Genomic DNA, 14,210 nt, shown 5'->3' on the forward strand with positions numbered 1-14,210 from the left:
TAATATCCTCATTGTGATAAACAGGCTGCCTCGATACGCTTCACCGCATCCGGCTGGTCGGCGGCGATGTGGAAAGGCAGCGTGCAGCGGTGGGCTTCCCCTTTGTCATTCCAGTTCACCTCCAGGGTGCCGGTATCCGGAATACCGCTCAGGTAGACCATTCCGCCGTCGGCCACCATGCCGGTGGCGGCATTGCGATCGCCAACCAGCTGGGCGCTGGCGCCAAACGGCACTGGCCCCGAACGGTCATGCAGGGTAAACAGCACGCGATGGCCGATATGGGTCCGGAAGTTTGCCTCGACCACCGCCCCACCGCCGGGGATCACCGTCGCGCCGAACTGTTCTACGTCGGTGTCGCTGGTCATCGATTCGGTATCAAGGGTAATGACGTTTTTGTGCCAGGCCGTCAGCGCAGGCACCACCGCGTAACCCCGCCAGTCGGTATGAACGTTGCTGCCGTTCTGAACAGCCACGTTGACCGCCCCCGGCGCACGCACGATGGCAAAGCTGTCCCCCAGACTCTGCCCCAATGTGATGCCATGCGGGTGCGCAACGATGGAGCCCGACGTTCCCCAGGTGAGCTGGCTGCTGTCGCGATCGTGTCGGTAACCCAGCTGCGCCTGCCCATAGCCGCCGTGGTAGTCGAGGGATGCGCCGCTGTTACTCCCCTGCCCCTGGCTGGCGTAGCCCTGCTGCACGGCGTAGTAAAGATTCGGGCTCTTCGGCACCGAGCCATACATCGACACCTGGTGCGAGGTATAGCCGCGATTATCCGACGAGGTGGTGTAGCTCACTGAACTGCTGGCAAGCGAACCACCCAGCGGAATGGTGATATTGAAGGACCAGGAGCGATCGGGATTATTGTGTCCGCTTGACTGGGTATAGTAGTAGCCCAGCCCCCAGGAGATCCCTTTCCAGGCGCTGTAAAAGCCGGCATGGAGCGTTTTGTCGCTGCTCTGGTTGTGCCAGTAGTCCTGAACGTAAGCGGACAACGACAGGTTCCCCACCTCGCCGAGGGTCTGGCTGATGGCAACCTCTTCCCGGGTGCGTTTGTTATCCACCAGCCCGTAACGTTGCTCCAGCCTCATCGCCTCACTGAAGTCGTAAAACCCGCTAGAGGAGTAGCGGTAGCTGGCGAGGCTGAACGAGGTGCCCGCCCGGGCAAAACTTTTCTGATACTGCGCCCGCAGGGAGTGGCCGCGGTAGCGCTTGCCGGAGGGGGTTGTGGTGTCTGCCAGCGTCACGTCGGTACCCAGCGAGCCCAGCTCCCCTAAGCTATGCCCCACCCCGAGGGCCAGCGCGTAATAATCATCGGCCAGTTGCGTGCCGCCAGACAGGGTAAAGGCTGCCGGTAAACCGTAAAACAGCGTGCTCTGGATAAACGCCGGGGTGCGGCTCTCATCGTGGCCTGGGTGAAAGCGCCCGGCGCTGAGGCTGTATTTTACCCGCTCCTCCCGCAGCATAAACGGCACGGACGAGAACGGCTGGGTAAAGGTGCGCTCCGAGCCGTCGCTCTCCTTCACGTTGACCTCCAGGTCGCCGCTCTGCGCGGTCGGATAGAGATCCTTAATGGCAAACGCCCCCGGGGAGACGTAGGTTTCGTAGATCACATAGCCATGCTGGGAGATGGTCACTTTGGCGTTACTGTGGGCGACGCCGCGGATCACCGGAGCAAAACCGCGCAGGCTGTCCGGGAGCATCTCTTCATTTGACATCAGCTGGACGCCGCGAAACTGCACGCTGTCAAACACCTCCCCGCTGGTGTAGGTATCCCCAATCCGCAGCTGGCTTTTCAGCGGGGCGACGTCCCGTTGCAGGTATGTACTGAGCGACTGCCAGCGCCGGGTGGAGTCGTACTGCATGGACGAGGTGTTGCGCAGCCGCCACGGCCCGAGGTTCACCCCGCTGCGCAGGTTGAGGAAGGTGGAGCGCCCGTTATGGGTGGATTGCCCGGTTTGCGCGCCGGAGAGCGTGTAGTCGACAAACACCGCCGGTATCCCCTCATCCCAGCGTGCGGGATCAATATACCCCTCGCGCTGAACGTTCATTGCCGCCTGGGGAATACTCAGGTTCAGCCGCTGGGTCGGGAAGTCGAACCGGCTGCTGGCATCCGGGATGTACTGGCCGATACGGGTGAAGGTTTCCCCGTCGTGCAGGCGTTCAAATGAGGAGAACGCGCTAACGTTGACGCCATATTCCGCCAGCTGGGCCGCCGTCAGCACTGGCACAAGGGTACCATTCTCCTCCACGAAGGTGATATTCCCCTCGCTGACCTGCTGGTCATTGACCCAGATGGTGACCGGCCAGGTGCCGGGCTGCTGCCCGCCTGCGGTGGCAAAATAGTGCAGATCGGCGGTTTTTTGCTGCGCAGAGCTCAGTTCCAGCGCCGCCGGATCGAAGTAATCTTCTGCCCGCACCACCCCGGGCCTCGAGATCATCAACAGCGCAGTGGGGAGCGTTGCCAGCAGTAACGCACCGTCGCGGCGTGAAGTGTTCGTTTTCACCCTCGCCCCCGGTTACTGCTGCGCGGCGTCAGTGATACCGCCAGAGTCGTTAATGGCGCGCCACGTCACCTGCCCGGTGCCGACCCCCGTCCATATCTGGCTGCTCTTAGGCGCGATCATGCCCGGTTCGGGGATCGCTTTTCCGCCGACCGTCAGGCTGTAGAGGGAGACATAAAACGGCGTCGGGTTATGGGCCACCAGCCGGTTACCCTGCCGGGTAAAGGTCAGCTTCTGCCAGGCGTCTTTGGCCTCGCCCAGCCCTTTTGGCCGCCAGAAGAGCTTGAACTTCGATTTCACGTTGATCTGGAGCTTGTTGGACGCCGCTTTTTGCGTCGGGGCGATGTTTTTCACGCACAGCCAGTACACTGACTCCCGGTCTGTAGGCAATGCGCCCCCGGTGAAGCTGATCCGCAGGACGTTCTCCTGCTCAGGATCGAGGCGAAAGAGCGGCGGCGTAACCACAAAAGGCACCGGGCGTTTATCGTCTGCGGCCTGGTTTTCAACCCACGACTGCACCAGGTAGGGAACACGGGTATCCATGTTCGTCACCGTAATGGTGGCTTCGCGTTTCCCTTCCTCATAGATCACGCGGGTTCCGCCCATCACTACCCCGGCCTGAGCGGTGGCGCAGACCAGAAGAAAAGCGGCCATCACAGCGGCAAGAAGCTGTTTCATCGTGCAGATACCATTGGACAAAAAAGAAAATGAACAGGCGCAGGGCCTGCTCATGCGGGGATCAGTTATAAACCATCAGGAAGTTTGCAACGCCATTAGCCGCACCCGGGGTGACGGTCTTCTCCGTGGAGACGTAGTCGGCAAAAAAGGGCACCGTGGCTTTACCGGAGGCTACCGGAACGCTCGCTGAAACCGTCCCCAGGGCAACCTGAGAGCTGGAAGCGCCGTTGTTATACAATTTAATACCCACACCTTTCGCTCCACCGGCCACCGCCAGCAGGGTGGCATCAAGGGCATCTTTTTGACCATCGAACAGCACGGCAACCGTCGTCACCGACGCCGGACAGTTATCTACCTCAATTTTGAAAGGAGTTTTAGTCGTTTCGGTGCCTGCTGCGGTGAAATAGCTTGCGCCCCATTTCCCCAGGTCAACCTGCACGTCTTTGCTTTTGGTGGTGATATTGCAGGAGGCGTCGACGATTTCACCGCTGAACTCCACGATCCCGCCGGTGTTTTGCGTACCCGCGGCAGCACCCGGATTCGTGGTCATATTATTAGAAAATGCGGCACCAGAGGCCAGCGCGCCCGCCAGAATTGCAGCTACGCGAATTTGATCTTTCATTATTACGCTCAACTTTACTTGTTATTCATGATGAGGTGGACCGATGCCCTTCGGTCATGATATTCATCCCTTCTGCGTTTCCCTTTAAACAGAATGCCGCTACTGGTTAACCAGAATGCATTACTCTCCTGATTAATCGCCCTTTATAAAATAATAAAATGCGTTTAATACACCTACGCACAGAAAATAATATTTCCCGTCACCCTAAAAAACAACCGGGGATCTGCTGCGCAAACTAGCCGTCCCGGCAATGTTGACATGTCAACATTGATATCATTGATTAATCTTAATATTTTTGTATTTTATTGCACTATCATGGTGAGAAATGGCCACATAAAAATAACATTCAGCCCTATAAATTGGCTACCTTTGCAATTATACCCATGAGGAAAACTAGCAGTGAAATTAATATTAAGATAAATCTTATAACGAACCAATAAACAAAAATCGAATATTAATGTTTACTTTAAAATAACTATACAGACAACTGAAGTTTTATTTCAAATGCTCTGGACAGGTTTTTAAATAAAGCCCGCACCATGTTTTACTGCCATTATCTGGAGCAACAATAAAGCCGCCCATGTCACGGCGCGCATCGCGCCTCCCGCCACATACTCACGGCACACCCCACCCGCAGGAACAGCAAAAAAGTGAAAGTGATTGTCGATTTTCTGATGGCGCATCTTTCAGCAACGTCGCAAAGTGAATAGCGTAATCATTAAAGCGTTGCGTCTGACGCAGCGGACTTTTGCATAAACGGCAGGTTCAGTTATCGTTATCTCTGCGTTATGTTGATGAATATATAAGGGTAAAAATCGCCCTCCCCTGTTTCTAACGCTGCAATCTGGAGTGACATGTATGTCTCAACCCAAGCTGTTTACACCGTTACGTATCCGCAATCTTGAACTCGACAATCGCATCGTGATCGCCCCCATGTGTCAGTATTCTGCCGAAGAGGGCTGCATGAATGACTGGCATACCCTTCATCTGGGGCAACTGGCCCTTTCCGGTGCGGGTCTGCTTACCATTGAGGCGGCAGCCGTCTCCCCGGAAGGCCGCATTACCTACGCTGACGTCGGGCTCTACGATGACAAAACCGAGGAAGCGATGGGCCGGGTGCTGGATACCCTGCGTAAGTGGTCAGATATTCCTGTTGGCATCCAGCTGGCCCACGCGGGCAGAAAAGCGTCAACGCACAAGCCGTGGGATCATCGGGGGCAGCAAATCCCACCCGACCAGCAAGGGGGCTGGCAGACGTTAGCCCCTTCTGCAGTGCCTTACAACGAGGGCTATGTCCCGCCAACCGCTCTCGACAGCGAGGGCTTAGCCGAAATCCGCAACCAGTTCGCTGAGGCCGCAAAACGTGCTGCCAGACTGAATATCGATCTGATCCAGATCCACGCCGCCCACGGCTATCTGCTCCATCAGTTTTTATCGCCGCTCTCTAATCAGCGCACGGATAATTACGGCGGATCGCTGGAAAACAGAGCCCGGTTCCCACTGGAAATTGTCGACGCGGTGCGGGAAGCCTTCCCGGCGGAGAGAGCCATCAGCGTGCGTATCTCCGGGACGGACTGGGTGGAAGGCGGATTTAACCTTGAAGAAGCGGTCGAGTTCTCCAGAATGCTGGAAGCGCGTGGCGTTGACGTGATCCATGTCTCCAGCGGCGGTCTGCATCCGGATCAGAAGATTGAGGTCTATCCGGGCTATCAGGTGCCGCTGGCAAGGGCGGTGAAAGCTGCGGTAAATATTCCGGTGGTGGCGGTGGGATTAATTACCGAGCCCGAGCATGCGGAATCCATCGTAGCCAGCGGGGATGCTGATTTTATTGCCATCGCCCGCGGCGCACTCTATAACCCGCGCTGGCCATGGCATGCGGCAGCGGCGCTGGGCGCCCAGGTCCATGCGCCGGAACAGTATCTTCGTTGCCAGCCGCACACCCTGAAGAACCTGTTTAAGTCCTGATGTTTCGGATACCCGTGGCATCACGGGTATCCTTCCCCGTCTGAAAGCATGATCATTTACAACTCGTTAACCTAGTCACAATTTATTAACTTTCCCCGCGCATCTCTTGACTGTTTCTGTATCAGTCGTAAAACTCTTGAAAAAGTAAAACGTTTTACTTTTTCATAAAACTGTCGCGGTATTCATGCATTTTCCGTGATTTTCAGTGGGTTAAACGCTACTGGGATACATCATGAAACACGTAGAAGAGTTCGATAGTACGCTGGCCGGTGTGAGTGTTACGCCTGAGCCAGGCCAAACAGAAATTTCATCGCTGGCAAGGGGGGCGATAAAAAAAGCCAAATTTCGGCTGATGCCCCTGATACTGCTGATGTATCTGCTTGCGTTTATAGATCGCTCAAATATCGGCATGGCCGCGTTAACCATGAATCAATCCCTGGGGTTAACGCCTGAACATTTTGGCTTTGCTGTGGGGATATTCTCCTTCGGTTATATCCTGTTTGAAATTCCCAGCAATGTGCTGCTGGAACGATACGGTGCACGCTTCTGGTTAGCCCGAATCATGATCACATGGGGCATTATTTCCATGGCGATGGCGTTTGCACAAGGCGTGGTGACGCTTAGTATCCTGCGCTTTTTACTGGGCGTGGCCGAGGCGGGACTGGCGCCAGGTATTGTTTTCTATCTCACAACCTGGTTTCCCAAAAAGGAGCTGGCTAAGGTCTTCTCCATTTACTATTTGGGTGTTCCGCTGGCTGCTATTATCGCCAATCCGATCTCGGGTTATATTCTCGATAATTTCCATAATGTTGGGGGGCTGGAGAGTTGGCAGTGGCTATTTTTAATTGAAGGCTGCCCGCCTGTCATCTTATCCGTTGTGGTTTTTCTTTATCTTACCGATAAACCGTCCAAAGCGTCCTGGCTTAAACCCGAAGAGCGTCAGGCTTATCAGGACCTGATGGAAAAAGACCAACAGGCGACCTTGTCCGCCGGACACTCCGGTTTCAGGGAAATGATCAAAGACCGACGAGTCTGGCTGCTGGGGATGGCCTATTTCTTTACCGTCATTGGTCTCACAGGCCTCGGTTTCTGGATGCCGCAGTTTATCAAGCGCTTCGATTACTCTGATACTGTTGTCGGCATGCTGGGTACGATTCCCTATATCGCAGGCGCGGTGGTGATGTGTTGGTGGTCGAATCACTCTGATAAAACCAATGAGCGAACCTGGCATTTTATTCTTCCATCGCTGCTCTTTTCTGTCGGATTTGTGGTCGCCGCTATCAGCGACTCACCCGTGATATCCATGGTGGGGTTAACGCTTTCGACGGTGGGTATGCTGTCATGCGTGCCGACGTTTTATACCCTTCCAGCATCCTTTCTTACCAGCCGAGGCTGTGCCGGTGGCATGGCACTGATTAACTCAATTGGCAATATTGGTGGGTTCTTCGGGCCCTTCCTGGTTGGCCTCGTTATCTCGATTTCCGGTAAATCACAGAGCGGTCTCTATCTGTTAGCTGTCCTGGTTTTGTTCTCGCCGTTGCTGATTTATCTCATGAGCAGAAATCGCCGTCAGATTGCTGGCTGGCGTTAATCCATCCCCCTTAAAGGAGAAGAAAATGAACTTAGCAGCATTGTTAGCTGAGCGTGCCTGTGCCGCAAAATCGGGTTCAGCACAGCCTGTTCGTGTGGGCATTATCGGCGCCGGCAAATTTGGTTCGATGGTACTTGCCCAACTGCGACACCTGGAAGGGCTGCATGTGGTGGCCGTTGCAGACCTGGATGTCCCGAAAGCCCGTGCTGCCCTGGCGCGTGTGGGATGGCCAGAATCGCAGTATCAGGCGCATAACATCGAAGCAGCTTTACGCGAAGGCACAACCTGCGTCGTTGAGGATGCAGAACAGCTGATCCGGTGTGAGCAAATCCATTGCATAGTTGAAGCGACGGGGCATCCTCTGGCCGGCACTCGTCACGCTCTCCATGCGGTCGAAAATGGAAAACACGTGGTGATGGTAAATGTGGAAGCCGACGTGTTGTGCGGGCCTTTGATAGCGGAACGTGCGCGCCAGAACGGGGTGATTTACAGCATGGCTTATGGTGATCAACCGGCGATCATTTGTGAACTGGTTGACTGGGCTAAAGCCTGTGGCTTTGAAATCGTTGCCGCAGGTAAAGGGATGAATTACGAACCGCGATACCGCTACTCCACACCGGATACCGTCTGGGGATTCTTTGGCTGGTCTGACGAAGAAGTTGCTGCCGGGGACTTTAACCCAAAAATGTACAACTCGTTTACCGATGGTACTAAAGCGGCCATTGAGATGGCGGCTGTCGCCAACGCAACCGGATTAGACTGTCCCGATAACGGACTGGAATTTCCCCCTGCCGGGGTGCATGACCTGGCGCGGGTCTTCTCACCGGCATCTGATGGCGGGCGCCTGGGTCGCAGTGGGCTTGTGGATATCGCAGCCAGTCAGGAGCCTGACGGACGTGAGGTGCTTAACAATATCCGCTACGGCGTTTTCGTGACATTTAAAGCCCGGGATGAATACAGCCGGGCCTGTTTCAAACAGTACGGATTACTGACCGACCCAAGCGGCTGGTACGCGTCGATGTGGCGCCCTTTCCATCTGATTGGTCTGGAAACCAGCATCAGTATTCTCTCCGCGGTATTACGAGGAGAAGCTACCGGGACAGCATTAAGTTTCCGGGGCGATGCGGTTGCAACGGCAAAACGCGATCTCAAAGCGGGTGAGATGCTGGATGGTGAAGGCGGGTTTACTGTCTGGGCCAATGCCTTGCCAGCCAGCATCAGTGTGGCACAAGATTTTTTGCCAATGGGGCTGGCCCATCATGTCCGACTGGTGAAGGATGTCGCAAAAGATAAGGCGATTCGTTTCTCCGATGTTCATTTTGACAACAATCTGGATATCGTCGAATTGCGCAAGCAAATGGTCAATCTTGCGGGATTATAAACAGGGTGATACCCGCAACGGCTACTGTTGCGGGTATATCAGGAGGACAAATGAAAAGCGAAATGCGTATTGGCTTGTTGGGTACGGGGTTGATGGGACAACCAGTGGCGCGTCGACTTGTCGCTGCCGGATATTCGGTCACGGTGTGGAACAGGTCGCAAGAAAAAGCGCTGCAACTGGCAAGCGCTGGCGTAAAGATCGAACAATCTGCTTCGCTGTTACTGGCTGACAGTGAGCTCATCATCTGTTTGTTAAGTGATGCAACAGCGTGCGATGAGGTGATATTCAATCACGACTCACTTCAGTACATTGGTCCAGATACAATCATCCTCATGATGAGTACCCTGTCGCCGGACATTGTGGTTGAACAAGCGCGTAAGGCCCATAGTGTTCAGGCCCACTATGTCGATCTCCCTGTTTCCGGCGGAACAACAGGCGCAGAGAAAGGTTCATTATCCTTAATGGCGGGAGGAAACAGGCAGCTCATTGATAGCCTTCGTCCTTTGCTATCACACCTGGGGAAAGTCACGCATGTCGGAGAAGTTGGAGCCGGTCAGCTCACCAAACTTGCAAACCAGATTATTGTCGCCGGAACCTTAAGTTTATTGTCAGAAGCTTTTACTCTCGCGCAACGCGGCGGTGCCGATCCAGAAAAAGTGCGCGAAGCCCTACTAGGCGGGTTTGCAGATTCCACATTGTTGCAACACCAGGGCGAACGCATGGTTAAAGGGGACTTTAAAGCTCGGGGCGCTGCAAAGTGGCAGCTTAAAGACACGCGCAGTGCTGTAGCACTGGCGAAGCAGCTTAATTTGACCCTACCGTTAACAGAAACAGTGAATCAACTCTTCAGCCAGATGATTGATGCCGGAGAGGGTGACCTGGATCATTGCGCCATTATTAAGCAAATTCAGCGTTTAAATAATGTGGCTATTTAATCCTGGAAACACTTTCTCTTTTAACTAATATGCTATCCAGTTCGCAGGGTTTTTGCTGTTCACTGGATAAACTCAACAGTGCTTTACTGGCCAGTTCTTCAAGGGGATGTTTTATAACGCTAATGGACGGGCTCAGTAGACGACTCCAGTGACTGTCATGATAAACGATGACGGAAAGGTCATCGGGCACAGCCAATTTTAGCTCGCGGATCCGCGACATGATGACCGGTGCGATTGACGTATTGCCAATAATGATTGCTGTCGGTGGATCTGCAAGCGACAGCAATTCATCAAGCGACTGGCTGGCGAGTGGATCGCGAAAATTCTTCACTGCGATAAGCTGTTTATTACATTCAATTCCCTGCGCCTGCAGACCTTTCTTGTAACCTTCCAGTCTTTGCAAAGAAGTGGATGTATTGAGGGGCCCACTTATCCACCCAATACGCCGATGGCCTTGCTCGACCAGATAAGAGGTCGCCTGGCGAGCAGAGGTTTCATTGTTAAACCCAATAACACTGGCGCCTGTAAAATCCTCCAGATAGCGATCGATAAACACGATCGCTATCCCCATGTTACTGATCGATTGCCACATATCCTTATTAGCGCTTGTCGGCGTTGCGATGATGGCTTTGACCCGCTTTTGCATCAACATTTCCAGGCTTTCCCGCTCAAGCAAGGGATCTTCCTGCGTCGTGACCAGGATGACGTTCATCCCCATTTCGCGAGCGCGCCGTACAATGAGATCCGAAATTTCAGAGAAAAAGTCGTTACTGATGTCGGCCACAACCAAGCCGATGGTATTGTTCAGGTTTGTCTTGAGTTCACGCGCGGCGCTCTGCGGGGTGTAACTTAGGGTTTGCATGGCAGCGATAATCCGCTGCCGGGTACGTTCGGAAACTGAACCGGTTCCGGGATTCAATACACGGGAGACAACACCGATTGATACTTCGGCTAAAGCAGCGACATCTTTGATGGTGCTTTTCTTTTTATCATTCAATGTAGCACTTCGCCTCACGTCCGCAGAGTAGATAATTTTATGTTAGATCAATCATGTTTCGATGAAAATGATGTTAGTGGCAAAATCACGTATCGATAAAATTTATGACAGCGCTTACCTTCAACCAGGGAAATAAGTTGCGCAGAAGACGTCAACTTTTGCTGAAAAAGCACAAAAGCAAAAAACCCTGCGATATTGCTATCGCAGGGTTTTTAAATTTGGCGGAAGCGTAGAGATTCGAACTCTAGAACCCTTTCGGGTCGCCGGTTTTCAAGACCGGTGCCTTCAACCGCTCGGCCACGCTTCCAGAGTGAGGCGCACTATAAACATCTCTGGAGGTTATGTAAAGCAAAAAATTCAGGAAATTGAATGTGTTCGCCTTTTGTACAACCCCGCGCGCATCATCTTCTGCTGACAACCGTCAAATTCCAGACAAGAAAAAATCGCCAGACTCATCAGAAGCGGCTATTGTCTTTTATTCATAACTGGTATGACCACTCAACCAAGGTTTACCTATGCATTCAATGATGATACCGCTAAATGAAGGCGACTCTCTCGCTGCCACGCTTTGGGAGAGAGAAGATGCCCGCGCGCTGGTTATCCTTCACCCCGCGACAGCGGTTGTGCAGGAATTTTATCAGCGTTTTGCTGAGTATCTTTACGAGTATGGATTCAGCGTCCTGACCTATGACTTTCGGGGTACAGGTCGTTCAACGTCGGGGATGCTCCGCAGCTGCAATGTCTCCATGTCAGACTGGATCGAACAGGATGTGGGCTGCATTACGGCCTGGGCCAGGTCACGTTTCCCCGATCTTAGCCTGCTGGCTGTTGGGCACAGCGTGGGTGGGCACGCCGTTCTGCTGTCGACGGCTACCCGGCATCTTCAGGCTGCGGTCATTGTGGCATCCCACGCCGGGGTGACCCGCTCCATAAAACAGACGGCGGAAAAAGTGCGCGTCTGGTGCTTGCTGCGCGTTCTCGGTCCACTCCTCTGCCGTATATTTGGTTATATGCCGGCAAAACGCCTCGGGCTGGGAGAAGATTTACCGGCGCCTGTCATGCGGCAGTGGGGGCGCTGGAGCGCCATGCCGGGTTACTTCTACGACGATCCTGACTGGGATGCGCGTCGAAGAGCGGCTGAGGTCAGGCTCCCTCTGATGGTTATGGGGTTTGACGACGATCCGTGGGCTAATCCTGAGGCCATTACGCGCCTGATAGAGCCGGTCAAAAACGCAAAAATCGACCGCCGCGAGATCCGTCATGCGGATTTTGGCCTGCCCGGCGTGGGGCATATGGGGTTTTTCCGCACGCGCTGTGCGGAAAAATTATGGCCCATTGTCGGACAATGGCTGGCGAGTCAGTGCCCGGATTGAGCGAGCAGTGAATATAAAAAGGGGCCCACAGGCCCCATTATGATGACATTGCGCGTCGAGGAATTATTCAGGCAGGGCGTAAACCACAACCTGGTCGCCTACCTGATCCTTCAGGATCGTATTCCCGCCCGCGACAAACGCCACATACTGACGCCCTTTGTACTCATAGACCGACGGGTTCGCCACAGCCGGGGCTTCAACCTGATCGGACCATAGCTCTTCACCGCTTTCCACGGAATAAGCGCGTACTTTGGCATCCATAGAGGCACCGATGAAGATCACGCCACCCGCGGTGATAGCCGGGCCGCCGATGGTTGGGGAGCCCCAGCTTTCCGGCATAAAGAAGCCGTACTGCTGCGAGGCGCCAACCGGACGACGCCACTTCACGTCACCCGTATGCATATCCAGCGCGACGATCTCACCAAACGGCGGTTTCCAGCACGGCATGCCCAGCCAGTTATTGGCGACCAGCAGACGCATGCCGTAAGGCGCGCCTTCCTGCGGTGCAAAGCCGCTCTCGTTACCGGCGGTTTTATCGGCTTTATCGTAATCTTCGCGGCTGTAGAGCTTCACGTACTGCACGATATGCGAGGTGTTGACGATAGCGATCTGCTTATTCGGATCGAACGCCACCCCGCCCCACTGCACGCCACCGGCGCTGTCCGGATAGGTCAGCGCCCCCTCGCCTTTGGCGGTAGGCGGTGTGTACATCCCCTCATAGGTCAGGTTATCCCACAGGCGGGAACATTGACCGGCACCCACCATATCGGCCAGCTTCCAGATCTCCGGCTTTTTCGACTGATCGAGCAGCGGCGCAGGTTTGGTCGGGAACGGCTGGGTTGGCGAAAGTTTTTCCCCCTGCACTGAACCGTCGCCCTGCGGCACCGGACGCTCCTCGATAGGCCAGACGTCCTCCCCCGTCAGGCGGTTAACCACAAACAGGAAGCCCTGCTTGGTGGCCTGTACCAGCGCCGGGATCTGCTTGCCGTCTACGGTGATATCCATCAGCGTTGGCGCGGAGTTGATATCGTAATCCCACACGTCGTGATGCACCCACTGGCGGGACCAGACCACTTTACCGGTATTGATATCCAGCGCGGTTGTCGAGGTGCCAAGCGGGATCGCATCTACACGGTTACCGCCCCAGTAGTTAGGCGACGGAGAGGAGACCGGCAGATAAACCAGGCCGTTGGCCTCGTCGGCAGACATGTGCGTCCAGACGTTGGCCGTCCCGGTGCGCTGGCGAATCTCTTCCGGGATCGCCTCGAAGGACCATTCCCGCTCGCCGGTCTGGGCATTGATAGAAAATACGGTGCCCGGAGGTGCTTCGGCATAAGCCCAGTCTTTGCCGGCCCAGCCCACCAGCAGGTGGTTACCCACCACCGTTGGCGGTTGCAGGATGGAGAGCGGGAATTTGGCGTTAACGGTGTTCCACTGATTCACATCCAGCACGCCGTTGTCTGCAAAACCGGTGCAGGGTTTGCCTGAATCGGCATCCAGCGCAAAGAGCTTGCCGTCCACGGTGCCCATATAGACGATCTTCTGACAGGCTTCACCGGCGACCGGCTCTTTGGCCTGCCAGTAGGAGACGCCGCGGTTTTTCAGCACCGGCTGGGTTAGCGCTTTACGCGAAGACTTCGTGTCGTAGTGCCACTTCTCTTTCCCGGTGCCTGGATCCAGCGCAATCAGGCGATCGAAAGGGGTACCGATATAGAGCGTCTCGTTAGCAAAAATGGGCGTTGCTGACCAGACGGTTGCAGGGGTGTCGCCTTTACCATCCGACACGTCGCCGGTATGGAACTCCCAGATTTTGGTCAATTTACCGACGTTCTCCGCCGTGATCTGGGTCAACGGGCTGTATTTCTGCGCGTTAAGCTGTCCATGGAAGCTGTCCCAAGTGGCGGCAGAGGGCACCAGCGGGGTCGCTGGTTGCTCAGCCGAAGCCACTTTTTGTCCCTCACTCTGCCCGGTAGAGGCTTCATCGGTGGTTTTGGTGGTTCCCGGCGCCTGCTGATCCGCTGCATCCACGTTGAGCTCTTCTTGCGTTCCCTGAGAGGCCTCAGTGGCTTTCTCCTGCGCCTGCACAGAGAGTGGCGCGATCAGCAGCGCCAGCGCCGTCATGCTGACTTTCATAAAGGGGTAGTGTTTATCGTTATACACGGGTGGG

At 54.8% G+C, this 14,210-nt stretch carries 10 protein-coding genes and 1 tRNA gene; 5 read left to right on the forward strand and 6 right to left on the reverse strand.

Going from position 1 to position 14,210, the window contains the following annotated elements; genetic code table 11:
* Positions 1-8: 8 nt before the first annotated feature.
* The 3 genes from B3X29_RS03960 to B3X29_RS03970 form a co-directional block, all read right to left on the reverse strand.
* Complete coding sequence (locus B3X29_RS03960; protein WP_159339331.1) at positions 9-2,438, reverse strand: fimbria/pilus outer membrane usher protein; 2,430 nt, start codon at positions 2,436-2,438, stop codon at positions 9-11.
* A 78-nt stretch (positions 2,439-2,516) separates the two neighbouring features.
* Positions 2,517-3,179 (reverse strand): fimbrial biogenesis chaperone, encoded by a 663-nt coding sequence (locus B3X29_RS03965; RefSeq protein WP_159339185.1) that lies wholly within the window; start codon positions 3,177-3,179, stop codon positions 2,517-2,519.
* Between the two features lie 61 nt (positions 3,180-3,240).
* Entirely contained in the window at positions 3,241-3,801 is a 561-nt protein-coding gene (locus B3X29_RS03970; protein ID WP_103178980.1) for a fimbrial protein, read from the reverse strand.
* 858 nt (positions 3,802-4,659) lie between these two features.
* Here B3X29_RS03970 and B3X29_RS03975 point away from each other — a divergent pair.
* The 4 genes from B3X29_RS03975 to B3X29_RS03990 all read left to right on the forward strand — a co-directional run bounded on the left by B3X29_RS03975 (position 4,660) and on the right by B3X29_RS03990 (position 9,673).
* Positions 4,660-5,766 carry an NADH:flavin oxidoreductase/NADH oxidase gene (locus tag B3X29_RS03975; protein WP_103178979.1) on the forward strand — a complete coding sequence of 369 codons (1,107 nt, stop codon included), beginning with the start codon at positions 4,660-4,662 and terminating at the stop codon, positions 5,764-5,766.
* 232 nt (positions 5,767-5,998) lie between these two features.
* The gene (locus B3X29_RS03980) at positions 5,999-7,357 is read left to right on the forward strand and encodes an MFS transporter (protein WP_159339186.1); all 1,359 of its coding nucleotides are present in this window, start codon (positions 5,999-6,001) and stop codon (positions 7,355-7,357) included.
* Between the two features lie 25 nt (positions 7,358-7,382).
* Positions 7,383-8,738, forward strand: a complete 1,356-nt coding sequence (locus B3X29_RS03985) for an NAD(P)H-dependent oxidoreductase (protein WP_159339187.1) — start codon at positions 7,383-7,385, stop codon at positions 8,736-8,738.
* Positions 8,739-8,788: 50 nt separating this feature from the next.
* A complete protein-coding gene (locus tag B3X29_RS03990; protein ID WP_159339188.1) occupies positions 8,789-9,673 on the forward strand; it encodes an NAD(P)-dependent oxidoreductase in 885 nt (294 codons plus the stop codon).
* Here the strand turns inward: B3X29_RS03990 and B3X29_RS03995 are convergent.
* Both B3X29_RS03995 and B3X29_RS04000 read right to left on the reverse strand, forming a co-directional pair.
* Complete coding sequence (locus tag B3X29_RS03995; RefSeq protein WP_156654235.1) at positions 9,666-10,670, reverse strand: substrate-binding domain-containing protein; 1,005 nt, start codon at positions 10,668-10,670, stop codon at positions 9,666-9,668. The genes B3X29_RS03990 and B3X29_RS03995 overlap by 8 nt on opposite strands.
* A 219-nt stretch (positions 10,671-10,889) precedes the next feature.
* Positions 10,890-10,977, reverse strand: a tRNA-Ser gene (locus B3X29_RS04000).
* A 208-nt stretch (positions 10,978-11,185) separates the two neighbouring features.
* Between B3X29_RS04000 and B3X29_RS04005 the strand changes: the two genes are divergently transcribed.
* A complete protein-coding gene (locus tag B3X29_RS04005) occupies positions 11,186-12,043 on the forward strand; it encodes an alpha/beta fold hydrolase (RefSeq protein ID WP_159339189.1) in 858 nt (285 codons plus the stop codon).
* 63 nt (positions 12,044-12,106) lie between these two features.
* Here the strand turns inward: B3X29_RS04005 and B3X29_RS04010 are convergent, their stop codons facing one another.
* Positions 12,107-14,203, reverse strand: coding sequence for a pyrroloquinoline quinone-dependent dehydrogenase (locus tag B3X29_RS04010; RefSeq protein ID WP_103178974.1), 2,097 nt, complete (start codon positions 14,201-14,203; stop codon positions 12,107-12,109).
* Positions 14,204-14,210: the final 7 nt, after the last annotated feature.

Source organism: Leclercia sp. UBA5076 (genome assembly GCF_002416465.1).
Classification (GTDB): Bacteria; Pseudomonadota; Gammaproteobacteria; order Enterobacterales; family Enterobacteriaceae; genus Enterobacter.